Genomic DNA, 24,807 nt, shown 5'->3' on the forward strand with positions numbered 1-24,807 from the left:
AGATAACGATGTGAGCCGTTAATAGTTCTTACCCTTTTTAGGGTTCACAATTTATATTACACAATGCTAGTATATTGTATAAAAGAGAGTGTTAGGACAATCACAATGATAAAAAAACGGATAACGATTTCACTTGCCAGCTTAGTTTGCGCTATGGTTTTTGCTGGGCATGTTAGTGCGAGTAATTGGCAACAAGAAAGTGGCAAGATAACGCATCAAGAACAATTACGTGGTTCAATAACACCAGAAAGAATCTGGTGGGATCTAACGCATTATCATCTTAATGTAAAAGTTGACCCTGAAACTAAGCTTTTTTCAGGTAAAAACACCATGACTTATATGGTGTTAGCTCAAGGAGAACGTTTACAAATAGAGCTACAAGCGCCAATGAAGCTTGAGAAAGTGCACCAAAATGGTAAAGCGCTTAAAGTAGAGCAAGATGGCTATTCTTATTTTATCACCCCAGCCAGTAAGCAAGAAATAGGCTCAGAGCAGAAGATAACTATGTACTTCTCTGGACAGCCCGTTACTGCAAAACGTGCCCCATGGGATGGCGGAATTACTTGGGAAAAAGACAGTAATGGCCTTGATTTTATTGCAACTTCTAATCAAGGTATTGGGTCGAGTATTTGGTGGCCAAATAAAGATCATCCTAGTGACGAACCTGATAATGGTGTGTTAATCAGTGTTGAAGTGCCTGAACATTTAATGGATGTTTCTAACGGGCGGTTAATCAAAACAGAACATAATAAAGCAGCGAAAACAAAAACATATCATTGGCAGGTTGTTAACCCAATCAATAACTATGGCGTAAATATTAATATTGGCGATTATGTTCATTTTGGTGAAAAGCATCAAGGTGAAAAAGGTCAGCTTGATATGGATTATTATGTTTTACGTGAAAACTTAGCCAAAGCTAAAAAGCAATTTAAAGAAGCCAAGCGCACTATTGAAGCTTTTGAGCATTGGTTCGGCCCTTACCCATTTTATGAAGACAGTTATAAATTGGTAGAAGCCCCTTATTTAGGTATGGAACACCAAAGTTCAGTGACTTATGGCAACGGTTATCAAAATGGCTATCTAGGGCGTGATCGCTCCAGTGCAGGCCCTGGCTTGTTATTCGATTTTATTATTGTGCACGAATCAGGGCACGAGTGGTTTGCCAATAATATTACCAATAAAGATGTGGCGGATATGTGGATCCATGAGAGCTTTACGAGCTATTCAGAAAGCCTATTCTTAGAATATCATTTTACTCAAGCGCAAGCCTTTGAATATATTCGTGGTCAACGGCTGAACATTGGTAATCAATCACCAATTATTGGGGAATATAATGCCAATCGTGGTGGTTCTGGTGATATGTATGATAAAGGTGGCAATATGTTGCATACCATTCGCCAAGTGATCAACGATGATAAAAAATGGCGTGAAATATTACGAGGTTTAGGTAACGTTTTTTATCATCAAACAGTGACTACCCAAGATATTGAAAGCTACATCAGCACGCAATCTGGCATAGACTTTAGTCAGGTTTTTGACCAATATTTACGTGATATTCGTATTCCAACCTTTGAGTATTTTGTTAAAGATAAAGTGATGAAAATTCGTTGGGGCAATGTTATTAAAGATTTTGACATGCCAGTTCGAGTTACTATTGCAGGTAAAGAACGTTGGTTGTCGCCAACAACTCGTTGGACTGCTGTTGAGATAGATGAGGAAAATCCAAGCATCACCGTTGATGCTAACTTCTATATTTCGACATTCAATGTTCTAGGTAGTTAGTTTTATAGTTTTTAATCTAATATTTAACACTGAAAAAGGAGAACGGTGAGTTCTCCTTTTTAATTAGTAGAGAGTAAACTTAATTAAAATGCGTATTTGAAACCAACAGAAAGTAAGTCAGTCTCATCATAATTTTCATATGATGCTTCAACACTGATCTTTTTATTTAATTGGTAACCAACACCAGCGCCAACACCAAACTCCCATGAATCATCGGAATCTGATTCGCCACTGTAGCTTACTTTACCCTTTAAATTTGCATAAGAAGGCACAACATAAACGTATGCACCGTTACTGAAGTCGTATTGACCACGAAGAGATAACGCAATAAAACGTTCTATTTCGAATTTTATATCACTACTGATCACTCTAGAATTTCCTGTGTACCCATCTTGGTAACTCCAAGTTTCTGTTAGCGTGTCATCACCAATACCCGTCCCGATTCGAAATTCAGGCATAAAGAAGTAATCTTTTCCTGAATTTTCAATTTTATAAGCAACTGAACCATAGATAATATTTAATGAAAGGTCGTCACCGTCAGTGCTATCAGAAAAATTAGCAAAACCTGCCCCTGTTTGCCAATTAGCGGAAGCCGTTAAAGAAAGAGATAACAAGGTGAGAGCAAGAGCTGTGTGTTTAAACATTATAAATCCTTTATTTTTTATTTGGGTTAACCTTAAGTTAAGTTAGGGTTAAATTTTCGCGGGAGAGCTTAACACCAAGATATTTTTTGTTCAATAATCTTTAATAAACACTTAAGTTACTTGGAAATTAACAATATCCGTGGCAATATTTAACAATGAGAAAACAATTTTATATTTCCCATAAGCGCTATTCAATGCAACGTACGGCAATATTATTGTTGGTACTATGCTTATCCGTCACTAAAGTTTATGCGATTAAAAGTGAAAGCATAGACAAACTATGTCAGCGCTCTCCCGCAGAATGTCTCGAACAAGTAGATTTTGAATTAAAAAGCGTACAACAGAAAAGTCGTCTTTGGCTTCGCTTAATGCAGTTTAAACTCACATCGCTATTTATTTTACAACACAGTGACGAGCTATATAAAGAAACCAAACGCCTAATAAACGATGAAGATTTACCTACTCCTTTTCAGGTTACTCTTTATATGTATTATGCAAAATCTCTTCTTGGTCGCGGAGATCTAAAAGAAGGTAAGCGCTATATTTATAAAGCGAAAGCACAGTTAGCGATAATGAATGGGGCATATCCATCTCCTATTAAGTTAATAGAAATAGCTAATTTACAAATGTTTATTGGTGAATTACCTGAAGCTTACGCGTCACTTAACGCCTTGAAAGATAAATATCAACACAGTAATAATCCACATTTTATGATGGAACTATACGGTCATTTAGGACACGTTGCGAAAAAGCTTGGGTATGATGATGAAGCCTTAGAGCATTGGAATACCGCTGTTCCTTGGAGCTATAAATATGGCAATGAACAACAAATAGCGGTTGTACACTTTAATTTAGCGCAAGTGCAGCAAGAGGCACAGCAGTATTCATTAGCCGAAAAAAATTATGCCTCGGCTATCAAGTATGCAGAAATAGCTATTGATTTAGTAAAGGCTGCTCATGCTCAATTATATTTAGCTGAAGTAAAGTTAATTATGGGGAAGAAAGAACAAGCAGAAGAGTTATTATTAGCTATTGATGAAAAGCTTCTTGTTTCAAGTTATCTTTTAAAGTTCAATGAGCTTAAAAGCCAACGGTAAATACTTTAACCGCTTACACTAGTTTTTATACGTTAATGACTGAACAATAAAGATTGTTACTATTATCTGTAGAAAATCCCCTGATATCGTATGTCAACGCCAGCACTTTGATCCCCTTTCCTTTCTTGAATACGACGCGTACTTCCCTTTAAACGTTAACGCGAGGCCGCTTTTTTTGCCAAAAAGGTTAATACACTACTATTGTTAATGGCTAAATTTTTCATTGTTGTATGGCAAGCTATCAATAGGCTTAAAAAATGACTTTTATGCATTTCAATAGGCTATTATTCCAGATATTTATCCACTATCATTGTTGTAAAGAAAGCAATCAGGACAACTTACATGTCAGCACCTACGCAAAAACCTAACACGATCAAATCTAAAGCCGCCATAGCTTGGGGGCCAAATCAGCCATTAACCATTGAAGAAGTCGACGTAGAGCTACCTAAAAAAGGTGAAGTTCTCGTTAAAATTATCGCTTCAGGCGTTTGTCATACCGATGCTTTTACACTTTCAGGCGAAGACCCAGAAGGAATATTTCCCGTGATTTTAGGTCATGAAGGTGGCGGAATTGTTGAACAAATAGGCGAGGGAGTAACCAGCGTTGCGGTTGGTGATCATGTCATCCCTTTATACACGCCAGAATGTGGCGAATGTAAGTTTTGTAAATCAGGTAAAACGAATCTTTGTCAAAAAATTCGCGAGACCCAAGGTAAAGGTTTAATGCCTGACGGTACTTCTCGATTTTCATTAAACGGCACCGTTATTTTTCACTATATGGGTTGCTCAACGTTTTCTGAATATACCGTTTTACCGGAAATATCTTTAGCAAAAGTTAACCCCAAAGCGCCACTTGAAGAAGTGTGTTTATTAGGCTGTGGCGTTACAACAGGTATGGGCGCGGTAATGAATACTGCAAAAGTAGAAGTAGGCGATACGGTCGCTATTTTTGGTTTAGGCGGTATTGGGCTTTCAGCAGTTATTGGCGCTGCTATGGCGAAAGCGAGCCGTATTATTGCTATTGATATTAATGAAAGTAAATTTGAATTAGCCAAAAAATTAGGCGCAACTGATTGCATTAACCCAAAAGATTACGACAAACCCATTCAAGACGTTATTGTTGAATTAACCGATGGTGGCGTTGACTATTCTTTTGAATGTATCGGTAACGTTAATGTTATGCGCTCAGCCTTAGAGTGTTGTCATAAAGGTTGGGGCGAATCTATTATTATTGGTGTTGCTGGCGCAGGACAAGAAATTTCAACTCGACCATTTCAGTTGGTTACTGGTCGGGTATGGCGTGGTACTGCCTTTGGTGGTGTAAAAGGTCGCAGTGAGTTACCCGAGTATGTTGAACGTTATCTCGCGGGTGAATTTGCTTTAAACGATTTTATTACCCATACCATGTCATTAGAAAAAATTAATGAAGCCTTTGAATTAATGCACGAAGGTAAGAGTATTCGTAGTGTTATTCATTTTAATCATTCATAAGCACCTAAAAGGTTGAAAATCATGTTAGAAAAAATTAGCAGTAATAAAATGTTTGCTGGCGTACAAGCACACTTTCAACATGATGCAGAAAGCTTGAAGTGTAAAATGCGTTTTGCTATTTATTTACCAGAATGTGCAAGCAAGAGCTCACCGGTACCGGTTTTGTATTGGCTTTCAGGACTTACCTGTACAGATGAAAATTTTGTACAAAAAGCAGGTGGTCAGCGCATGGCATCAATACTTGGCATTGCCATTGTTTGTCCTGATACCAGCCCGCGCGGCGATGATGTTGCCGATGATGAAAATCAAGCTTACGATTTAGGGCTAGGTGCGGGGTTTTATATTAACGCAACAGAAAAACCGTGGTCTAGCCATTATCAAATGTATGATTATATTGTTGATGAATTGCCAAAATTAATTGAAGCTAACTTCCCTGTATCAAGTAAAAAATCTATCAGTGGTCATTCAATGGGGGGGCATGGGGCACTAACCATCGCTCTTAAAAACCCAGATTTATATTGTTCAGTATCAGCTTTTAGCCCTATTGCCAATCCAGTAAATTGCGCCTGGGGACAAAAAGCGTTTAGTGCTTATTTGGGCAGTGATCAAACGTTATGGCAGCAACACGATGCTAGTCTTTTAATGAAAGCAAGTACGCACCATATACCGGCCTTGGTTGACCAAGGTTTAGACGATGATTTTTTGAAAGAACAACTTCATCCCGAATCATTAATTTCAGCGGCGCTAAGTAATAACTATCCACTGATACTTAACCAGCATCAAGGTTATGACCATAGCTACTTTTTTATTGCGAGCTTTATTGAAAATCACTTATGTTTTCATGCACAACATCTGGAAAAATCGCAATGATCACGGTGCTTTCTCCGCAACAATTCAAGACTATTCCATGGAAAAACGGTCAAGGAGAAACGATTGAATTAGCCATTAACGCTGGCGGTAAATTAGATGATTTCATCTGGCGCTTAAGTATGGCAACGGTTGTTGAAGACGGTGTTTTTTCAGACTTTTCAGGTTATCAGCGTAACCTTATTCTTATTGAAGGTAATGGCATTAATTTACAGCACGATAACCGTAAAATTGATCAGCTGGATAATATCCTCGATGTCGCCAATTTTGATGGGGGTTGTCGAACCGTTGGAAATTTACCGGCTGGCGAAATTACCGACTTTAATATTATTACAGATAAAGAAAAGTGCTCGGCCGTTGTGGAAACCTTGCTAGCTCGACAAACAGTTGAACTTAAAGCTGCAGACTTATGCTTTGTTTACAGTTTGTCGGGTGCATTTCAGTTAACGTCATACCAAAACCACCAAATAATAAAGGCAGGGCATTTATTGAAATTGAATACCCTTAAAACAGGGGAAATGACGATTACAGGACAAAAGCTGATCGTGGTTTACTTAACACTAAATACCTAGGGTAAATTTAGTTACAACAGGTGTTTATCGCTGAAAAAGGCTATTTAAACTTTTATTTCAGCGGTAACATCTTTTCTGTTTTACAGTATGAGTATCTTAATAAAAATCTACTACACAGGACCTTAAAGTGAAAGCACTCTATTTAGTCAACGTATTGGCCTTATTGCTCATATTCTCACCGTTAGTCAATGCTGATAGTACGAGCGACAATACACGAAAATTATCTATCGACGAAAGCTCAACCACAAAACATAGTACCAAGGTTAATGGTAAAAAATTCGACTACACCGCCACTACTGGTACTCAGCCTGTTTGGGACAGTGAAGGTAACCCAACTGCTAGTTTATTTTATACCTATTACCAACGCAGCGATGTTAAGAATAAAAGCGCACGACCTTTACTCATTTCTTTTAACGGTGGCCCCGGTTCAGCATCGGTTTGGATGCATGTTGCCTACACCGGACCACGTGTTTTAAATGTTGATGACGAAGGATATCCATTGCAGCCTTACGGTGTTAAGAGCAATGACTATTCAATTTTAGATGTTGCCGACATTGTTTTTGTTAATCCGGTAAATACCGGCTATTCACGAGTTTTACCTGACAAAGAGGGTAAAATGCCTTCAAAAGACCAGCAAAAGTCGATGTTTTTTGGTGTTAATGCCGACATTAAATACTTAGCTGATTGGGTAAATACTTTTGTGACCCGAAACGACCGCTGGCGTTCACCAAAATATTTAATCGGAGAAAGTTATGGCACAACGCGGGTTTCAGGCTTAGCGTTAGAGCTACAATCACGACAGTGGATGTATTTAAATGGCGTTATTTTGGTGTCACCTACTGATATTGGTATTAAGCGTGACGGTCCAGTAAAAGCGGCAAATCGCCTACCTTATTTTGCGGCGGCGGCTTGGTATCACAAAGCGTTAAAGAGTGAATTACAACAAAAAGATTTACTGGATATTCTACCAGAAGTTGAAAAGTTCACTATCGATCAATACATACCCGCACTTGCTAAAGGTGGCTTTATTAGCCAACAAGAAAAACAGGCGATTGCAGAAAAAGTGGCATACTACTCAGGGCTTTCGGTCACTGAAGTATTACGCAGTAATTTAGATATTAGCGCTTCATATTTTTGGAAAGAATTATTACGTGACCGCGAGCAAACAATAGGACGTTTAGATTCTCGCTATTTAGGTATTGATGAAAAAGTAACGGGTTCACGACCTGATTATAATGCAGAGCTAACATCATGGTTACACAGTTTCACGCCAGCCATTAATTACTATTTACGTGAAGAATTAAACTATAAAACAGACATTAAATATAATATGTTTGGTGATGTACATCCTTGGGATCGCAGCAATAATAATACTGGTAAGAACTTGCGTTTAGCGATGGCACAGAACCCTTATTTAAATGTCATGATACAGTCAGGCTACTACGATGGTGCGACTAATTATTTTGATGCTAAGTATACGATGTGGCAGTTAGATCAAAGTGGAAAAATGAAAGATCGTTTGTCTTTTAAAGGCTACCGTAGTGGTCACATGATGTACCTTCGCTATGAAGACTTAAAAGCGTCTAATGATGATATTCGTCAATTCATTAAAGCGTCTTTACCTCAAACTAAACAAGCGGCTAAATATAATGCGGCTGCGCCAAAGTAAATCGTAAATAAGTGAAGTAGTAATATCTGCCGATTAAGTTTTAATCTATGACCTAATCGGCAGCGTTATTATTATATTTTTTCTACTGCGACTTCTTCAGAGGTCTTTGTGGAGTTGGTTTTTTTATAAACTTGCTCCATAATCGGTTCAAAAGAGTTCGGATGAATGTTACCAATAATATTGACAAAAAGAGCTTCATCTTCTGAAAGTAACAGTACAACTAAACCATCAATCACTTCCCCATTTGACTTAATAAACATAAGTGAATAATCACCTTGCTCATCGCCTTTAACGCGAGCAATAGGTTGCCAACCGTCTGCACGTAAATTGGCTTGTGTCTCATCAAAATTCTCTATAAAGAGCTGACTATTTTCTTCAACTTTATAAACACTAATACGAACACCGTCTACGTCATTGAGCAAAGCATCAATTTCAGGATCTTTATCGGCATCAATAACCCAACGAGCGGTACCGATAGCTAAGGGTCCTAAAGACAAATTTAATTCGCTGTCGGCTTGCCACCAATAAGGTGATTCAATATCTGCATAGCCCGCATGGCTATGTAGGCCTCCTGCCGTAATGCCACAGCCCGTTAATAATAAGCTAGTGGTAATGGCTAATATTAATGTGACCTTTCTTAATAAAATAGTAGATAGTTTCATGGGGTGCTCGCTATTTTAAGTCAATATCGATGTTAAGTGATTTGGTTACTTTATTAATTTGCGCCGGGTCTATTTCGCCAACAATATTAATAAATACCGCTTCTCTTGCTTCTCGTGAATCACTGTTATTTACAACCATCACCATTAAGCCGTCCATAACATCATCAGTAATTTTAGTGAATATTCGTACTTTTTCACCTTTTTCGTTCACTGAAACAATGGGGAGCCAATTTTTGTTTTGAATGTCTTTACTGACTTTAGCGATTAAGTCTAATGCGGGTTGGTCGTTGTCTGTCATATTGTAGATTTGTACACGCACGGCTTTCAATTTCTTGATTAACTCAGACGCTTCTGGGTCAGACATATTAATTTTGCTAATAAAGCCCAGCATGGTTTTATTTAAATTAACCATCACCTTAGGTTCGCCATAAGCAGAATCGAGGCTGGCGAAATCAACATAACCACGCTCTTGGGTAATATCATTAGCAAAAGCTAAGCTGCTAATAAACAATGACGAACTAAAGAAAATGACGGCGGATAATATTTTTTTCATGATGTTTCCTTAAAATGATTAAGTGGTTTAAATAACCCCTGATTCAATGGTTGTTGTATATTTTCGTCTAATGCCTGTTTTATTTGCTCTGTTGATACCTCTTTAGCAAACGAAATATATTCTAAAGCGATGGCTAACTCTTGCTGAGCATGCTGTATTTCTGCGAGTGAAGGTTGTTCATTTTTAGGCTCACTTAGCATATTGGTGTTAAGTAAAGCAACAGCGGTAACGGTTGCGGCTAGTGCACTGAGTTTTTCCCAGCTAGGTGTAAAGTAACCAAACACAACGTTACTGGTTGTTTTCGTTTTGCCAATGCCTTGTAACTTGTTTTTAAGATCTGTTGATAAAGGTTGTAAACCTATGTCATTTAAGTGTTGTTCAATATGTAAGGCTTTTTCTAACTCAGCAATTTGTTGATTACTGAGTTGTTCGCTATTTAATTCGCTGTGCTCGGACAATGCTCTTGCTAGCACGCGAGTGTCAGCTGAAATGTCATTGTTCGCTAAAAAGTTATCTAATGGTTTCTGCCATGATTCTTTATTATTCATGGGTATACCCCTTTAAGTTATTTCGCAATTCACGTCGTGCACGATGCAAATAGACTTTTACTTGGCTGGTGGTTAAGTTAAGTGACTGAGCCGCAATACTTTGGCTGTTTTGCTGCACATCACATAACATAATCAACGAGCTATAAGGTTCTTTTAAACAAGAAATTGCGTGGCTTAACCAACGACTTAATTGTTGGTGTTGTAAATTCCCTGCGGGTTCTTCATGAGTTTTAGTGACTTGATACTCTTCTTCAACTTGGCTGAATTCTTTACGCTTACGTAGCTTATCAATACAAGCGTTGCGAGTTACAGCTGAAAGCCAAGGCGACATTTTTTCAATATCTACTTGTTCGAAGCTATTCCATAAACGCGTAAAAACATCTTGTGTTATATCTTCCGCTTCGTGTTTGTCGCGTAAAATATAAAGAGCTAACGAATAAATTCGCTGCTGATGCTGTTCGAGTATTTTATTAAATTTATTTCCTTTCATAGTTATAATTACGCACGACTTTGCGAAAGGTTACAATTTAATTATTTTATTTTTAATTTATTTTAAAAAATGATCTCTAATCCAATTGGAATAATAAGCAAACATCCAAATATGTAACCCATATTTTTTATCGTTTTACTGTGGTTTTTCTTAATGCGAACGCCAAATAGTGGTTTTAAAATATCGGAACGCCGAATAATCTCAAAGCAAATAAAACATAATAAAACGGTAAGGATAATAACGCTTAAAGGCTCTATTATCGGCCCTAACTCCAAAGGCGCTAAATTATAAGCAAGCACAATAATAATGGTTTGATGCACAATATAAAAAGGATACACAGCCTCATTAAAATAGCTTAATGAGGGTGACTTTTTATTCAAATATCTATAAGCGAGTGCCAATACGGTTAATACTCCTGCAACACGCACGAAACTGTAAATAAGCATGCCCATTATAATTAACCACGATGGAGTCGAATCGTTTAACGTTAACCAAACGGTATTATAGAAACTGATAAAGACAATTACTAAAAACGCAAAAGTAAGCAGTAACGGTTTTAAATTAATTGTTAACTGTTGCCAAAAATGAGCATGCCAACCAATTAAATAGCCATAAAGTAAAAAAGTGAAACCCAATGGGTAACGATTAGTGTCTTGCTCCCACGTTATTTGAATTATAAATATCGGCACGCTTAATATTAATAACATAACGCCAAGATGTTGCTTAAACAGCCAGTTGCTAGTATTTGTGATAAGTGAAGAATTTAACAACGGCAGTAGCAATATTATCGCCAACGAGTATTCCCACAATGAGCGTAAATACCATAAGTGATTAACGTCCCAGTGCGGCCAAATACCTGGCTGATAATTTACGAAAAGCGTATTGTTATCAGTAAACATAGCTAAATAGAATTGCCAGTACGACATATCTAACGCGACATTTGCCGTCATTTCAACATAGAGTTGTGGTGGAACAATCACTAGAACGCCAAACAATAAGGGTAAAAGTAATCGTAAGCTTCTAACAAAGGTATAACGAAGCAAAGACACTTTTACTAAAATAAACCGAATGGCAATACCCGAAATTATCCATAAAGACGCCATGCGCCAAGGCTCAACTATAAGCATAAAATTTGCTAGTGTTTCTGACTGATAGACACTTTTGAAATGAAAGCCCCAATCCGCCACATACAACATTCCAATGTGATAAAAAATAAGTAAGCCAAAAACAAGAATGCGTAACCAGTCTAAATCGTAACGTCTTTCAGGCATTCCTTTTTGGACAGGAATAAAATATTTTATTAAGAAATCATTCGATTGAACCGTCATTTTCTGACCTTTATAAATGAAGAAGTTATTGGGATAATGACAGAGATTTTATTTATAAAAAGACAAAAAGGCTTAATAAACAATGCATAGGGATAAGCGGTGGCTGAGAGGGGTGAAATGTTTTTGCTTTAATGCTTGTTGTGCTACTTTATAAAGATGAATAAATTACACCACTTTCAAAAATACAAATTTTGCTATGAAGTATTAGGCATCTTTGGCTACCTTTTTATTAATAGTGTTATTTTGGCAACTTCAGTGATCATGGAAGCTAATCGTTCTGGTGTGCCAAGTTTTCAATTATGGGAACCTTTCGTTTGGGAATTCAGCAGTGCGATAGCGACTATTTTATTGTTGCCTGCGTGTGTGTGGCTCCTTAAAAAACATCCTTTCAATTGGTCGAAAATAACATTTTCACTGGGCATGTATTTTATTAGTTCCATTATATTTTCTATTGTTCATGTCAGTGTGATGGTTACGATACGAGAGATAATATATTGGACTCAATCGCTTAATTATGATTTTGGTAATATATTTATTGAGTTTATTTATGAACTCCGTAAAGACATATGGGACTTTATTTCCATTCTAATTGTTATCAAGGGTTATGGTTTTATTGTGAGTCGACTTCAAGGTGAAGCTAGCCCAATTGCCGTAGGTGAAGAAAATATTACTCAACGATTTGATCGTTTATTAGTTAAAAAACTTGGTAAAGAGTTTATCGTAAAAGTGGAAGATATTGAGTGGCTAGAATCATCAGGAAATTACGTTAATTTACACAGTAAAGGAAGAATATACCCAACAAGAACAACATTGACTCAATTAATATCTCAAATTGAAGAGCAAGGATTTTGCCGTATTCATCGTTCATATGCCGTTAACTTAAATAATATTGATTCAATTACACCGCTGAGTAGTGGAGATAGTGAAGTAAAACTAAATAATGGAAAAATATTGAATTTATCGAGGCGATACAAAGACGCATTTAAATCGAAATTATTGTAAAAAAGAACTCACTATATTTTACCTTAAATTATAGGCATAAAAAAACCGATGAAAACTAGTTCATCGGCCGGATAGCTTGGGGAAGCTAAAATATAAAATTATTACAACAGGTGTTCGCTAAAAGGGAACAAAAACATTATAGAGTAACGACTCTATAAATGTAAAGTAAATAATAAAGTAATTACTCAACTTTTGTATTTTCAGATTATTATTGGTCAATTGTGGTTATGTGGATCGTCACAAATAATGAGAAATGCGTCAGCAGATGAGAAAATCTAATATTTAAGTTACACCTGAGAAAAATTTTGTAACCCGTCAACGATCCAATAAGGTCAGCAAAGATGGCTTTTGTGGCTGCCGTCTTCAATCACAAATGATTTACTAAAAGTGTCAACTCAGGTGAGAGCTAATATAGCTAATTGTGTTAACACCAAGCGAGTTTGTTGTATAAGGAGAGTATCTATTAAATACCCTTCTTATATTCTTATGTTACTAACATTATTCACAAGGTAAGTTAGTAATTATTTTGTGGCGATAGTGAACGTAATAGCAATACTGGTTTCAGGCATTCCTACAAAAATGTTACCGTCTAATGGTAGCCAATTATTACCTTTATACTCACAGGTAATAGTCAGCTTATCTTTTGTCGCTATTTCTTTACTAGGTATGCAATATTTTATAAAAGGGTATTTGTCATTTTTTAAGTGGTCACGAAAAAGCTCATAAGATTCGATGTCTCGTTTCTTTACATTAAATTGTATTTCCATGTCACTATAGAAATTTCTATCGATAGCTTTCTTGTCTGCTAATGGCATTATTATAAATTCAAGTGGTTCAAAATCATCACCACTTTCATTTATTTGTTGCTCTGGGCCTTTGTGATACGTCAGAGTGTCTTTTGTAGTAACAGCCAGTTCTTTGTGTATTTTTAAATCGAATTGATAACCTAGACCTATTTTTGATAATTTCATATTATCAATTTCGATATCAGTAATATCACCTTTCATTGTGTGAAATTTAGTATGTTTTATAGTATCGACGTGGTCTGGGGTAAGGTATTCATGATCTAACAGATAATTTACACTACCGGTTATTTCTGCTGCTGGAAAATCCTTATCATTAAAGTCGTAAGTAGTATATGGACCGTCAGAAAAGGCATTGGGTTTGAAATCTTCATCATTCTCAGTATCTTCGGGAAGCACATCGAAAAAAGGATCAGATAAATCATTAGCTACTAATGCTTCTCTTTTGTAGTGTGCATTTAGTACATAAGAACTCGTCGTTTTTACATGTCCGCTTTCTACAGCCTTATTTACATTTCGTAACTGAGTGATAGCAATATCAATACTTATCAGTCCAGCTTTGTATAATTCTCTGCCATTATATTCGTCGTTATCGTTGTAGCCATTAGACTCTTCGTTAGATTCGCTATAATTTTCTACATTCATTGTTGTAGAATCATCAACGTCTTTATCGTCATGACTTTCTGAACATCCACTTAGAAAAAGGGGGATAATTAATAGTAAGGTTTTGAGATAATTATTATTTATTTGCATAGGATACTCCATTTATTATGCAGGGCGATGGCTTGTCTTACAGAAGGAAAAATAGCGATATTAAGTGGCTATTTTCACATGTAAATAATTTATTTACAAATAATTTACATGTGGGTTTAATAGCAAAAATATTTGAGTGGTTATCACTAAAGTGCCATAGTCAATCTCAAGTTAAATGACTACTACAAGTATTGTTTAAAATGCCATAACTTTATTTTCCTCCGATGAGTAATTAAATACTCATGTCTATCTTCACGCTACAGACTCGACTTAAATGATCAATTGAATTAATTCAGTTTTATTATCACTTTTAGTGAGCAGTTGACCTAAAGAGCAGCCCTCATCTAATGTCAGCTCTTGCCACACAGCGGACATTAGTACTTGCTGGCTAGAATTGAATTCAGATTAGTTTTTGTATCGATAACGCCTCATTAAGAGGCTAAAAATTGTTGGTTAAAATAAGCGACGCAGGAGCAAAAACCAACTATTTTTTGTCCTGCTTGAATGACTTGTTATATTTTTATTTGCCCAGTAACTCCCATATATACTGCAAAAAGTATTGCTGGAATCCAGATCATTAGTGCCATCCGTTGAAGAAAAACACCTTTGGGCTTAAACCACTTTGACTGATAAACAAAAGGTGGCTGAATCGCGTCCATATAATTAGGGAATTTATCTTTATATTCAACCTTAACAAACAAAGGCATTAGCATCGGAGCGAAAACGCCACAAAACCCAAGAAATAAGATTAAGCCGATCCCTAAAATAGTTTCAATTGCTTCCATACACACCTAAAAATATAACGCCACGTTAAGCGGCAAAAAATTGTTGGCTATAATGTGAACGGAGTGAAACAGCCAACTGTTTTTTGTCCGTTTGAACGTCTTGTTATATACCGTTTACTCGTTAAGTATGTTTTCTTTTACTTTATCCGGTAATTTATCCCATAAAACATCGTAATAATACTTTCGGATTAACGGGTAATTTTCCTGCCCGAATTTTTCGACTTTATCAGAATCAGAGTAGTTCATTGGTTGATGAAATAGCTCGTTAGCTTTTTCCATAAATCCATAAAGCTCAAGCAACTCAGCTCCTGTTAATTGGACACCTGAACTCATAAGTTACCTTAGGTATATAACAGTTTATTATGGAGACTTCTCAGTAATGTCCGTCCCATAAATATTATTTAATTGACATTAATATCCCATAATTTCATAGCTTTAGGAAATACAAATTTTGTATTTTTGTCAGAACTTGGATATTACTGAGACTTCGCAGTAATATCCAATATAAAATTCGAGGTTATTACACATAAAATCAATGGATTAGGATATCATCTGGGTGTTTTTAGATTATTACTAAGACTTCTCAGTAATATGACACAGTCAATTCATTAGAAAATATATCGCAAATATTTTGAAGCTAACTTCCGCTTAGCGCACAATGCGGAAGTTGGCATTTAGAGATTTATTCTGAATTTTTTTTGAATGTTTTGATCTAGAGCGGACATGGCTGAAGAACAACATTACACGAGTAGATTCCTAATAACTGACTTTTATTGTGGGTATTGCCATTTGTTTATTATTTTGTCTATTTTCCCATTTTTTTTCATGTCAGTAATTGATTGTCGTATTGTTTTAATTATTTCAGGCGATGTTTTTTTATTACATGCTAAATAATAATCTAATGGTTGTTCATTTATCTGGAAAACGTTTTCAAATGAATGAGGATCAAGTTTGTCATATTGTGAGCGAGGTTCAACGGTATTAGCATCCACTAAGATAAAATGTATACCTTTGCGCAGAGATAACAATTTAAACAAAGAAAAAGTATCATTAAGTACATATAAATTAACTCCTTCTTGAAACCCTTCACTCAATAAAAATTGGTGTGTTACATCATCACGAATCACTGCTGTATTATATTTTTTCGCATCATCTAGCGAAGTGATAGTCAAATTCTGACTTTTTAAAGCAATAAGGGAAGCATTTCGTTTAGCAATCGTATGTACCCAAATAAACTTATCTTCTCTCTCAGAGGTTCTAGCCATTGAATATATACACGTGTTTTCTTTTTTAAGTGCCATATTGTAAGAGCGAGACCATGGGAAGACTTTAATATCATACGAATACGGCGTATTTGAGAATGCTGTAACAATAATTTGTGTTGCGAAACCCTGTATTTCAGTCGGTGTGGATATTTGAAAAGGAGGTAAGTGCTCTGTCACAATATTTACATGAGGGGAGTTGTCATTATATTGCGCTTCAGATAATGAACATACAAAAGAGAGTAATAATATTAAAGGGCTAATGATTTTTTTTAGATTAACTATCAATGGTTGCTACATCCTGAAGTTACGCCTCATATGATATACACACTATAATAGGTTTAAATTTATTTATTAACAGATAAACCAAAAAATATTTTATCTCACTTTTATCTGCTACTTTAGAAAGATTAATCTTAATCTTTCTTGGCGGTTTGTTCAGTTTAAGTGCGAAGAGTTATCTACAATCATTATTAAGTAATAGCTCGAATAAACGCTCTTCTTTATCTTCTTAGCCCACTAAGTAATCATTAAAGCCATTTATCCTAATGGCTTTAATGTTAGAGCACTTGCCATTTAATAGTCGATTATTAACGGTGGAGAAGCGCTTTAAGTCATCATAATTTTAAACGTGCTTTTAAGACTTTGCTATATAAAATATAATATTACAGGTCTCTTATTTCATTGAAATAATCACGCCTTTACAATATACGAAAGAATTAGTAGACTAAAAATCAATCAATTTTAAATAAAGGGATTAATTATAATGAAGAATTGGATGCTGATATCTATTTATCTACTGTTTGTTAGCTTGAATACAAGTGCTCTTGAAAATAACAATGATCTAAACGTAGGAATTAAAACAGAAACAAAGGCGAATATTCTGTCTATGCAGACAATTGAAGCTGTACTTAATGATGATAAAAGAACTAAGCCTGATTATCTTAAAGACGAGCATAGGAAGCCTACAGAAATATTAACTTTTTTTAATGTTACCCCTGAAACTGTTGTTCTTGATGTATTGGCAGGTAGCGGTTATTACTCAGAAATACTCTCTGGGGTTGTGGGTTCTAAAGGTAAAGTTATTATCCATAATGATAAACATTTTTTAAAATATTATGGTAAAAGTTTATCTGAACGTTTAGGTGACGGGGAGCGTTTAGCGAATACTAAACGAATAGATATCTCTCTGAATAACTTAGAGTTAGAAGAAAATAGCATTGATACAATACTATTAATTTTGGGGTACCATGACTTTTATTATGTGATGGATGGAGCTGAAAAAATAGCCGTTGAAAAAGTATTATCTAACTTTAGAAGGTTTTTAAAGCCAAACGGTATTATAGGTATAATAGATCATGAAGCAGTAAAAGGTGCACCTAGCAATGTTGGCAATACTTTGCACCGCATTGATCCTCAAATTGTTAAAAGTGAAATGTCTGATGCTGGGTTTGTCTTCGATGGTGAATTAGATATTTTAAAAAATACCAGTGACGATAAATCTAAGAAAATTTGGGATATCCCTAATAGTAATACCAGTAGGTTTGTATTACGTTTTAAAAACCTAAAATAGGGTAAGGTTAAACGCCATCTAAGACGTTAACGATATAGCGTTGGCGTTTGCTCGTTCTTCAATATTCGGATAAAAAATTAGCTCGCTATTGACCCCATCGGTTTAACATCAATTCGAAGCAATGATGGTGTTTTACCCGATAATACGAGCTAACAACAACTTTTCAGGAATTAACTCTAAGCTTTTGACACACTAAGAAAATAATCTCACATAAATTGATACTTCGCTTCTGCTCCTAAGACCAATATCCTATAATACGCAGTCATCATTATTGAGGCTTAAATGACAAATAAACAACTTTTACCCCTACTGATTTTAATGGTTATTTTTAGCCCATTAGCGATAGATATATTTTTACCCGCTTTGCCCATTATGGCGAAAGAATTTTTTGTGCCTATGACACAAATGCAGTGGAGCATAACGATATTTATTTTAAGCATGGGATTTGGTCAGCTAATCAGTGGCCCACTGGCTGATCGGTATGGGCGTCGACCTATCGCGATTGGCGGAGTAATAATTTATGGCTTAGCTTCTATCATGTCTGCTTATTCTGATAGTTTAACGCTTTTTCTTATGAGTCGTTTAATACAAGGCTTTGGTGCCTGTGCAATCGTTGTGGCGGCTTTTGCCAGTGTGCGTGATAAATATAATGCGATTGAGAGTGGTGTTATGTACTCTTATTTAAATAGCGCTATATGTTGTATTCCAGCACTTGCACCATTATTAGGCAATGTATTAACAGAGCATTTTGGTTGGCGTAGTAATTTTGAATTTATGGCGGGATACGCTATTTTTGCAGGTTTAATTTTATTCTTTACCCTTAAAGAAACAAGACCTGAGCACACAGAAAAACATAAGAATCTTATTTCTATTGATCACTTTATGCCTGTATTGAAACACCCGGTATTTTTGTTTAATGCTTTGGTTGTTATGTTAGCTATGGCAATTATTATTGCATATGTTAGTAGCTCTCCTGCATGGTTAATGGTGACATTAGGTTTAGATCAGCAGAGCTTTGTGTATTGGTTTAGCGTAAACGCAGCGATTAACATTGTTGCTTGTTTTCAGGCTCCTCAGATTCTAGTAAAGTTTGGTGCAAGGGTGACAATAGGCTTTGGTATGGTTTTACTGATCTTTGCTGGCTTGTTAATGTTAGCCTTGTTAGCTTGGCAAACGCCTGTCGCTTTTATGCTACCCATAATGATTAGTTCACTTGGTTTTTCGTTGCTTATGGGAGCTTGTGCAGGACAAGCGCTTGCGCCTTTTGGTAAAAAAGCGGGGTCAGCTTCAGCCCTATTAGGATTTATACAAATGAGTGGTTCGGCGGTTATTGTTTACTGCTTACAATTGCTGCCACTAAATGAAGCTGAGCAGTTGGCTTTACTGATGCTAACCATCATTCCGGTCTATGTGATATGGAAATTACCACAAGTTAAACGACATATTATGCTAGATAATTATTAAACTTATTGAGTTGTGAGTGTTTTAGGCGAGTTATTATAAGTTTATCGTTACTAAACAAAGAACTGTAGCCTATTATTTGAAGTTTAGTTGGTATTTATTTAAAAGTTCTTGGTAATAAGCAGATGCTTTAAACTGCAGGGTTAGTTTTCCAAGTGCTGCTTTTATTTTTTGAGCGTCTTCTCTACCTTTTGTAAGGCCTAAATAAACCGGTGTCTTTGCTACATAAGGTTCTATAGCGGTAATTTGATCACTGACGTTGTTTTTTGAAATCAATTGATGAAACACATAAGGGTTTGATATCGCTATATCAATTCGTCGAGAAAGTAACAGCTTCAATAATGTGTCTTCAGTTAATGTCGGTAATTTAGTGAGATAATTTGCTTGGTCAAAGTTTTCTCCATATGAAAACTGTCTTTTTGTACCTATAGAGTAAGACGATAATTGTTGTAATTGGCCATTAAATTCAATTTTACTATTACTTAAGGTAAAGAACTGATTAACTTCATAACCGTAAGATGGCTCAATAAAGTGATAAATTTTTTCGCGCTTTTTATTTTTAAATAACGTTAATACAAGATCAACTTTACCTTCAGCAACCAGGTGAAGGGCTCTTGGCCAAGGTAGCATGACAAACTCAAAGTCATACTTTGAGTTCGCTTCAATATAATTTAGAAAATCAATGGTAAATCCCTTTATTTCTCCGTTTTCTTTATAATTATAAGGAAAGTAATCGATCTCTTCGATAGCGACTGTCAGGATAACTTTCGCTTTTTTCGCAAGAATATCGTCTGGCTTTAAGCTTATATTTGCTAGGACAAAGCAGGATAAAAGGCAAAGTGAAAATATTATATTTTTTAACATCATCATAAGTAAAGGTGTAACAGCTTATGTCGTTTATATAAAGAGCAGGCTTGTAACGATTTTAGTTCAAACGCGCTCCGCTTCAAAGATATAATTGTCATCTGTTGCTTGTATTGAAAATTAGAGTGTTGAACGTTGAACGCCAATTACCGCTAATGTATGCGGGCCTTAGCTGGCTAACGTTACCTAACACTATGCTAAAGATTTTCACTTATTTATACCTTTAATTAGTTACTTACTTCAAATAGATTTATGTTTAATTCGAATTGATAGACCTTATTAGTGATGAAAAAATTTCCTAAAATAAAAAGTATAAACTGATAAATATTATCTATTAATTTATGCTTTGAATGGTTAAATTAAAAAATGTAACCATAATTAAGTAGCGTTTGCTTAAATTTATAAGATTTCAACCATCGTTAGGGGCTTGTATATATCAATGAAGATATATGTTTTTTTAACCTTATTTATTAGTTTTTTATCTTTTTCACAAGAAAAGACTATTGAGGTTATTGCCGTTGAATATCCACCATTCACCACATTAGATCGTGATGACGATGGCTTGGCTTTTAAGTTATTACGCAAAAAAATTATTGAAAAAGGTTTTACTTGGCAGCCGCTATTTTTGCCTCCTGGAAGAGCGATTAGAGTAATAAATTCTGATCAGTGGTGCGCTAGCTTTTATCCACCGACTTCTACTCTGGATTATTCAACTTATATTTTGGATGAAAATTCGATTCAGATAGGTTTAGTCAGGAAAAAGCAAGTTGCAGAATTTTCGTGGGAGTCTTTTGACGATATTAAGCGGTTCAAAGTTGGGTTACTTAGGTCTGACAAGCATTCAGTATTTATTAAATCATTTACTGACGCGGGTATTCATGTGTTTTTTTTAGAGTCTGTAGATATAGGGGTTAAAATGGTGTTGGCTGACCGTCTCGATTATGCAATATTAGACAATATAACGTTTGATGCTTTAAGTTCAGAAATAAAAAACAAGCTACAATTATCAACAACCCATCTATTAGAAACACAAATATCGATTCATATTAATAATAAGTGTACTGTGATAAATAACAGCTTTAAATAACGTTACTTTATGAACCAGCATTTGTTGAGTTCATCCCAATAATAGAAGTATATATTTTATCTGTAACTTTTTATCCATTAATTAATGTTAAAAAATGCGTTAATATCTGGTTATGGCTAAGGCTTGAAAAATTAATTATCGTTATTATCTTAAAAGTGAATTTTTCTTATATTGCTCAAACCTTAAAAGCTAAGTATATAAAAACTTAGTTGAAATAATATTATAAACAGTTATCTTTTAGTTAATGCATGGTGGTATTTAATGAGATCAGGAAAATGAACGATATACCTATAATTTATGACCGGTTTTCATGTAAAAACTGTGCTGATGAAAGTAGTCTTGATTTCGATTTTACAATGGCTTTTCAACCTATTATCAACTGTAAAACTCAGCAGGTTTATGGATATGAAGCGTTAGTGCGCGGTTTAAATAATGAATCTGCTTATTCGATAATATCTCAAGTAAACGATGAAAATCGTTATCTATTCGACCAACTATGCCGCATTAGAGCATTAGAGCATTAGAGCATTAGAGCAATAGCGTTAGCGTCTAAACTTAAACTTGAATCAATACTTAGTATTAACTTTCTTCCAAATGCTATTTATAAACCAGAGCGGTGTATACGGACAACATTGAACGCTGCAGAAAAATATGGTTTTCCTGCTGAAAAAATAATGTTTGAATTCACCGAAGTTGAAAAGATTGATGATACTGCTTTTATTAAAAATATTGTTGAATATTACAATAAATTAGGATTTAAGACGGCGATAGATGATTTTGGTTCTGGTTATGCTGGCTTGGGTTTATTAGCTGACTTTCAAACCAATATTGTAAAGTTTGATATGGAGCTTATTCGCAATATTAATAACGACAAAGCCCGTCAATCAATTATAAAAAATTGCTTAAATATATTTCGTGATTTAAATATTACTCCTTTAGCTGAAGGTATTGAGACGCTAGAAGAATACATATGTTTACGCGATTTTGGCATTGAATTAATGCAGGGTTACCTTTTTGCTAAACCGGGGTTTGAAAGCCTTCCATTGGTTGATTTTAGTAAACTTTAACCGAGCAACTATAAGCGTAAGTTGTAATAATCTTACAAAGCGTTTATACGAGTAAGGGGTTGAGCATAGACTGTTTGTGGGATGGTATTTATTATTTTTGCCGTTGAACAAATACCTGTATTAATGAAAATGTGAATATTCGCGTATTCACATTTTATAGCTATATGATTATGCTTTAAGTGCTATTGATGCCATTTCCATTGTGCTTTCAAATGATTCTGCGCCCGCAATAAATAAACCATTATGACAAAACATAGCATCATCAATGCCCGTTACTGCTTTAAGTGCATCATCAGATAAGCCGGCCCATTCTTTAGGCAATGGTTTTCTATCTTCAAATGATCCCGGTTCAACAGGCACAGTTTGAATTCTCCATTGACCAGACTGAGAGGGGTAAATCATATATAAAGCCTGATCAGATAAAGCGTGAACTGTTCTTTTCCATGGCGTATATTTTTCTAGCACAATCACTCTTGGATCTTTTGCATCATCAATGGCTTTAGCGACAATTTCTTTTGCACTAATTCCGCCGTTTGCAGAGGCTATAAATCGTGTTAGAACACGTGCCGCAAAATCAACTGCTTCATCAAAACAAGTGTCAAAGTGACTGTCTTCTTGCCAAGTTGGGTTAAACATTGAAATAGTTTGGCTCAGGCTAATACCTTGGTTTATGCCTTTAGTAACACCTTCAGCATAACCACAATCAATAGCATCAATTGTTGATACTAAACCGGCGTCAACTGAGTTAGCGACTTCTTGATTACCTTGGCATATTTCAAGACCATATTTTTGCCAAATCAAACCAAATGAAGAATAAGGAATACCATTTTCTCGCTCACCCGCTCCACCACGTTGATGATGGTCAAAACGCCCCGCATCTGCGTTATATTCACCACCTACATCAATCACAATATCTGCCTGGCCGATAAGCTCTAAATTACGGGTGCGTATGAGTTTAAAAGAAGGAAAGATGTTTTTTAGTGCAGCGATGCTGAAAACGTCATCTGCATGAAAATTACCGTTGTGAGTTGCTATAGTTATATCATTCATGTTTTTTTATATCATTTTAGAGAGGAATAAGAAGGTGTTGCTAGTTAACTTAACTCTTTTAGACTTGCCAATAAGGGAAGACGTCAAGAAGTAGAAATTATATTGCGGATTCTATACGAAGACAGCGAACAACAACAGGGGGTTTTTAATAACGACAATATCAAGACGTAAAGCTCAGTAAAGGGTAATAATATAATTGGGTAAGATGAAAGGCGAAAAAACAATGTAATTAACGGCTAAACGTAAGCTATATTGACTGCATAGGTATTTATTAAAACGCTTCATCTTCACTATAAACGTTAACATCAAGATCACCATCCATACTTTCAGAAACTAAAAAATTAATGGGTTTACAGCATACTTGGCAATCTTCAATATACTGTTGATTTATGTCGGCTGAATCGATGAGCACTTTAATTGTTTCGCCACAGTAAGGGCACCCGATGTGTTTTTTTGTTAATTGATGCAATTTTTACGTTTTCCTATTTTTATAAAGCGTGTCAATGCAAAGGCATACTCAAGCACAGTAGGCTATGCTTGAGTAGTGAGGATTAACCAAAGTGATTAAAAACGATTTTATTACCGTCTAAATCACGAAAATAAGCGCCATAAAATACGTCAGGAATACGCTGTCCTGGTTCACCGTCGCAGGTTGCACCTAAAGCGATGGCTTTATGGTACATTTCATCACATTTCTCTTTAGAACCTGGAGCAATAGCGAGCATATTACCGTTTCCACAGTTTTGAGGTGCTTCATTATAAGGAGTACAAATAGCCAGCATGGGTTCTTTCATACTTTTACCAATAAATATAATACGCTCCATTTTTATTAGTGTTTTTGCACCAATAGGGGCCAATAGTTCATTATAAAAGGCTTCTGATTTTTCTAAATCGGTTACACCGATGGTTGCATAGCTAAGCATAGATATTCCTTTTTTATTTTGATTTATGTAAAGTACAGCGTTGGCCTTAATAGGCTTGTCAAACCACTAGTAGATGTTGCGATTTAAGTCTTTAATTTTTAAACTAGCATAAGCTAATTATTCTAAAAATATACTACTATTCTCGTTTAGGCGAAACTTTTATTACACCTAAGGTCAGCTTCATACGGTGGAGGTCATCGTGAGTAAGTGTAGGTATATTTATTTGTACTTAGCAATAATTTTTTCAATACGTTTATCATTTGTAACAACGCTTTATTTAACCTTGTTAAACGTTCTTTTTTGTTTGGTGTTGACGCATCATAACTTCTACAGAGCTCATTACGTCTCCAACAACAATATCTCTTAAAGCTTGAACATGTCTTTTTATATATTCTATCGAGGATTTACGGGTAAAAATTTGGTCAATGCGTTTAGTTAGTAATCACTTCCTCAACATTTTCATAGACAATGGAA

Annotated in this window: 24 protein-coding genes and 1 pseudogene; 11 read left to right on the forward strand and 14 right to left on the reverse strand. The window is 35.5% G+C overall.

What is annotated here, in order from left to right; genetic code table 11:
- Positions 1–105 precede the first annotated feature (105 nt).
- Positions 106–1,782 (forward strand): M1 family metallopeptidase, encoded by a 1,677-nt coding sequence (locus H4J39_RS06880; protein ID WP_220462142.1) that lies wholly within the window; start codon positions 106–108, stop codon positions 1,780–1,782.
- Positions 1,783–1,865: 83 nt separating this feature from the next.
- On the opposite strand, the gene H4J39_RS06885 is transcribed toward H4J39_RS06880, so the two are convergent.
- Positions 1,866–2,426 carry an outer membrane beta-barrel protein gene (locus H4J39_RS06885; protein WP_182226770.1) on the reverse strand — a complete coding sequence of 187 codons (561 nt, stop codon included), beginning with the start codon at positions 2,424–2,426 and terminating at the stop codon, positions 1,866–1,868.
- Between the two features lie 155 nt (positions 2,427–2,581).
- Here H4J39_RS06885 and H4J39_RS06890 point away from each other — a divergent pair, with 155 nt between their 5' ends.
- From H4J39_RS06890 to H4J39_RS06910, 5 genes are all read left to right on the forward strand, one after another.
- Positions 2,582–3,523 (forward strand): tetratricopeptide repeat protein, encoded by a 942-nt coding sequence (locus H4J39_RS06890; RefSeq protein ID WP_182226772.1) that lies wholly within the window; start codon positions 2,582–2,584, stop codon positions 3,521–3,523.
- Between the two features lie 342 nt (positions 3,524–3,865).
- Positions 3,866–5,014, forward strand: coding sequence for an S-(hydroxymethyl)glutathione dehydrogenase/class III alcohol dehydrogenase (locus H4J39_RS06895; RefSeq protein WP_220462143.1), 1,149 nt, complete (start codon positions 3,866–3,868; stop codon positions 5,012–5,014).
- Positions 5,015–5,035: 21 nt separating this feature from the next.
- Entirely contained in the window at positions 5,036–5,884 is an 849-nt protein-coding gene (fghA, locus tag H4J39_RS06900) for an S-formylglutathione hydrolase (protein WP_182226774.1), read from the forward strand.
- Positions 5,881–6,453 carry a HutD family protein gene (locus H4J39_RS06905; RefSeq protein ID WP_182226776.1) on the forward strand — a complete coding sequence of 191 codons (573 nt, stop codon included), beginning with the start codon at positions 5,881–5,883 and terminating at the stop codon, positions 6,451–6,453. Before fghA ends, H4J39_RS06905 begins: the two co-directional genes overlap by 4 nt.
- A 163-nt stretch (positions 6,454–6,616) precedes the next feature.
- Entirely contained in the window at positions 6,617–8,122 is a 1,506-nt protein-coding gene (locus H4J39_RS06910) for a S10 family peptidase (RefSeq protein ID WP_404842687.1), read from the forward strand.
- Positions 8,123–8,193: 71 nt separating this feature from the next.
- Here H4J39_RS06910 and H4J39_RS06915 read toward each other — a convergent pair whose 3' ends face one another.
- The 5 genes from H4J39_RS06915 to H4J39_RS06935 form a co-directional block, all read right to left on the reverse strand.
- Positions 8,194–8,784: a DUF4252 domain-containing protein gene (locus H4J39_RS06915; RefSeq protein ID WP_182226780.1), complete on the reverse strand. Its 591-nt coding sequence runs from the start codon at positions 8,782–8,784 to the stop codon at positions 8,194–8,196.
- 10 nt (positions 8,785–8,794) lie between these two features.
- Positions 8,795–9,337 carry a DUF4252 domain-containing protein gene (locus tag H4J39_RS06920; protein WP_182226782.1) on the reverse strand — a complete coding sequence of 181 codons (543 nt, stop codon included), beginning with the start codon at positions 9,335–9,337 and terminating at the stop codon, positions 8,795–8,797.
- Positions 9,334–9,885, reverse strand: coding sequence for a hypothetical protein (locus tag H4J39_RS06925; RefSeq protein WP_182226784.1), 552 nt, complete (start codon positions 9,883–9,885; stop codon positions 9,334–9,336). The genes H4J39_RS06920 and H4J39_RS06925 overlap by 4 nt, the downstream gene beginning before the upstream one ends.
- Positions 9,878–10,375 carry an RNA polymerase sigma factor gene (locus H4J39_RS06930; RefSeq protein ID WP_182182271.1) on the reverse strand — a complete coding sequence of 166 codons (498 nt, stop codon included), beginning with the start codon at positions 10,373–10,375 and terminating at the stop codon, positions 9,878–9,880. Before H4J39_RS06930 ends, H4J39_RS06925 begins: the two co-directional genes overlap by 8 nt.
- 62 nt (positions 10,376–10,437) lie before the next feature.
- Positions 10,438–11,703, reverse strand: coding sequence for an acyltransferase family protein (locus H4J39_RS06935; RefSeq protein ID WP_182226786.1), 1,266 nt, complete (start codon positions 11,701–11,703; stop codon positions 10,438–10,440).
- 156 nt (positions 11,704–11,859) lie between these two features.
- Here H4J39_RS06935 and H4J39_RS06940 point away from each other — a divergent pair, with 156 nt between their 5' ends.
- Positions 11,860–12,705 (forward strand): LytTR family DNA-binding domain-containing protein, encoded by an 846-nt coding sequence (locus H4J39_RS06940; protein WP_182226788.1) that lies wholly within the window; start codon positions 11,860–11,862, stop codon positions 12,703–12,705.
- 521 nt (positions 12,706–13,226) lie between these two features.
- Here H4J39_RS06940 and H4J39_RS06945 read toward each other — a convergent pair.
- The 4 genes from H4J39_RS06945 to H4J39_RS06960 form a co-directional block, all read right to left on the reverse strand.
- Entirely contained in the window at positions 13,227–14,261 is a 1,035-nt protein-coding gene (locus H4J39_RS06945; protein ID WP_182226790.1) for a hypothetical protein, read from the reverse strand.
- Positions 14,262–14,773: 512 nt separating this feature from the next.
- A complete protein-coding gene (locus H4J39_RS06950; RefSeq protein ID WP_182226792.1) occupies positions 14,774–15,046 on the reverse strand; it encodes a hypothetical protein in 273 nt (90 codons plus the stop codon).
- Between the two features lie 114 nt (positions 15,047–15,160).
- The gene (locus H4J39_RS06955; protein WP_182226794.1) at positions 15,161–15,379 is read right to left on the reverse strand and encodes a hypothetical protein; all 219 of its coding nucleotides are present in this window, start codon (positions 15,377–15,379) and stop codon (positions 15,161–15,163) included.
- A gap of 437 nt (positions 15,380–15,816) precedes the next feature.
- Positions 15,817–16,596, reverse strand: coding sequence for an ABC transporter substrate-binding protein (locus H4J39_RS06960; RefSeq protein ID WP_182226796.1), 780 nt, complete (start codon positions 16,594–16,596; stop codon positions 15,817–15,819).
- Between the two features lie 478 nt (positions 16,597–17,074).
- Between H4J39_RS06960 and H4J39_RS06965 the strand changes: the two genes are divergently transcribed.
- Together H4J39_RS06965 and H4J39_RS06970 are read left to right on the forward strand one after the other, a co-directional pair.
- A complete protein-coding gene (locus H4J39_RS06965; protein WP_182226798.1) occupies positions 17,075–17,881 on the forward strand; it encodes a class I SAM-dependent methyltransferase in 807 nt (268 codons plus the stop codon).
- A 282-nt stretch (positions 17,882–18,163) separates the two neighbouring features.
- Positions 18,164–19,345 (forward strand): multidrug effflux MFS transporter, encoded by a 1,182-nt coding sequence (locus tag H4J39_RS06970; RefSeq protein WP_182226800.1) that lies wholly within the window; start codon positions 18,164–18,166, stop codon positions 19,343–19,345.
- Between the two features lie 72 nt (positions 19,346–19,417).
- Here the strand turns inward: H4J39_RS06970 and H4J39_RS06975 are convergent, their stop codons facing one another.
- The gene (locus H4J39_RS06975; protein ID WP_182226802.1) at positions 19,418–20,212 is read right to left on the reverse strand and encodes an ABC transporter substrate-binding protein; all 795 of its coding nucleotides are present in this window, start codon (positions 20,210–20,212) and stop codon (positions 19,418–19,420) included.
- A gap of 433 nt (positions 20,213–20,645) precedes the next feature.
- On the opposite strand from H4J39_RS06975, the gene H4J39_RS06980 reads away from it, so the two are divergent.
- A complete protein-coding gene (locus H4J39_RS06980; protein WP_182226804.1) occupies positions 20,646–21,293 on the forward strand; it encodes a hypothetical protein in 648 nt (215 codons plus the stop codon).
- A gap of 275 nt (positions 21,294–21,568) precedes the next feature.
- A pseudogene (locus H4J39_RS06985) lies at positions 21,569–22,360 on the forward strand (EAL domain-containing protein).
- A 168-nt stretch (positions 22,361–22,528) separates the two neighbouring features.
- Here the strand turns inward: H4J39_RS06985 and H4J39_RS06990 are convergent.
- The 3 genes from H4J39_RS06990 to H4J39_RS07000 all read right to left on the reverse strand — a co-directional run bounded on the left by H4J39_RS06990 (position 22,529) and on the right by H4J39_RS07000 (position 24,333).
- Positions 22,529–23,410: an MYG1 family protein gene (locus tag H4J39_RS06990; RefSeq protein WP_182226806.1), complete on the reverse strand. Its 882-nt coding sequence runs from the start codon at positions 23,408–23,410 to the stop codon at positions 22,529–22,531.
- Positions 23,411–23,681: 271 nt separating this feature from the next.
- Positions 23,682–23,879 carry a CPXCG motif-containing cysteine-rich protein gene (locus H4J39_RS06995; protein ID WP_182182264.1) on the reverse strand — a complete coding sequence of 66 codons (198 nt, stop codon included), beginning with the start codon at positions 23,877–23,879 and terminating at the stop codon, positions 23,682–23,684.
- Between the two features lie 82 nt (positions 23,880–23,961).
- Complete coding sequence (locus H4J39_RS07000) at positions 23,962–24,333, reverse strand: VOC family protein (RefSeq protein ID WP_182226808.1); 372 nt, start codon at positions 24,331–24,333, stop codon at positions 23,962–23,964.
- Between the last annotated feature and the right edge of the window lie 474 nt (positions 24,334–24,807).

Source organism: Colwellia sp. Bg11-12, from assembly GCF_014076955.1.
Lineage (GTDB): Bacteria > Pseudomonadota > Gammaproteobacteria > Enterobacterales > Alteromonadaceae > Colwellia_A.

Excerpts from the sequence above, each read along its gene's own strand:
- H4J39_RS06880 (WP_220462142.1), top strand. The coding sequence starts at position 106 with ATGATAAAAAAACGGATAACGATTTCACTTGCCAGCTTAGTTTGCGCT.
- H4J39_RS06885 (WP_182226770.1), bottom strand. The coding sequence starts at position 2,426 with ATGTTTAAACACACAGCTCTTGCTCTCACCTTGTTATCTCTTTCTTTA.
- H4J39_RS06890 (WP_182226772.1), top strand. The coding sequence starts at position 2,582 with ATGAGAAAACAATTTTATATTTCCCATAAGCGCTATTCAATGCAACGT.
- H4J39_RS06895 (WP_220462143.1), top strand. The coding sequence starts at position 3,866 with ATGTCAGCACCTACGCAAAAACCTAACACGATCAAATCTAAAGCCGCC.
- fghA (WP_182226774.1), top strand. The coding sequence starts at position 5,036 with ATGTTAGAAAAAATTAGCAGTAATAAAATGTTTGCTGGCGTACAAGCA.
- H4J39_RS06905 (WP_182226776.1), top strand. The coding sequence starts at position 5,881 with ATGATCACGGTGCTTTCTCCGCAACAATTCAAGACTATTCCATGGAAA.
- H4J39_RS06915 (WP_182226780.1), bottom strand. The coding sequence starts at position 8,784 with ATGAAACTATCTACTATTTTATTAAGAAAGGTCACATTAATATTAGCC.
- H4J39_RS06920 (WP_182226782.1), bottom strand. The coding sequence starts at position 9,337 with ATGAAAAAAATATTATCCGCCGTCATTTTCTTTAGTTCGTCATTGTTT.
- H4J39_RS06925 (WP_182226784.1), bottom strand. The coding sequence starts at position 9,885 with ATGAATAATAAAGAATCATGGCAGAAACCATTAGATAACTTTTTAGCG.
- H4J39_RS06930 (WP_182182271.1), bottom strand. The coding sequence starts at position 10,375 with ATGAAAGGAAATAAATTTAATAAAATACTCGAACAGCATCAGCAGCGA.
- H4J39_RS06935 (WP_182226786.1), bottom strand. The coding sequence starts at position 11,703 with ATGACGGTTCAATCGAATGATTTCTTAATAAAATATTTTATTCCTGTC.
- H4J39_RS06940 (WP_182226788.1), top strand. The coding sequence starts at position 11,860 with ATGAATAAATTACACCACTTTCAAAAATACAAATTTTGCTATGAAGTA.
- H4J39_RS06945 (WP_182226790.1), bottom strand. The coding sequence starts at position 14,261 with ATGCAAATAAATAATAATTATCTCAAAACCTTACTATTAATTATCCCC.
- H4J39_RS06950 (WP_182226792.1), bottom strand. The coding sequence starts at position 15,046 with ATGGAAGCAATTGAAACTATTTTAGGGATCGGCTTAATCTTATTTCTT.
- H4J39_RS06955 (WP_182226794.1), bottom strand. The coding sequence starts at position 15,379 with ATGAGTTCAGGTGTCCAATTAACAGGAGCTGAGTTGCTTGAGCTTTAT.
- H4J39_RS06965 (WP_182226798.1), top strand. The coding sequence starts at position 17,075 with ATGAAGAATTGGATGCTGATATCTATTTATCTACTGTTTGTTAGCTTG.
- H4J39_RS06970 (WP_182226800.1), top strand. The coding sequence starts at position 18,164 with ATGACAAATAAACAACTTTTACCCCTACTGATTTTAATGGTTATTTTT.
- H4J39_RS06975 (WP_182226802.1), bottom strand. The coding sequence starts at position 20,212 with ATGATGATGTTAAAAAATATAATATTTTCACTTTGCCTTTTATCCTGC.
- H4J39_RS06980 (WP_182226804.1), top strand. The coding sequence starts at position 20,646 with ATGAAGATATATGTTTTTTTAACCTTATTTATTAGTTTTTTATCTTTT.
- H4J39_RS06990 (WP_182226806.1), bottom strand. The coding sequence starts at position 23,410 with ATGAATGATATAACTATAGCAACTCACAACGGTAATTTTCATGCAGAT.
- H4J39_RS07000 (WP_182226808.1), bottom strand. The coding sequence starts at position 24,333 with ATGCTTAGCTATGCAACCATCGGTGTAACCGATTTAGAAAAATCAGAA.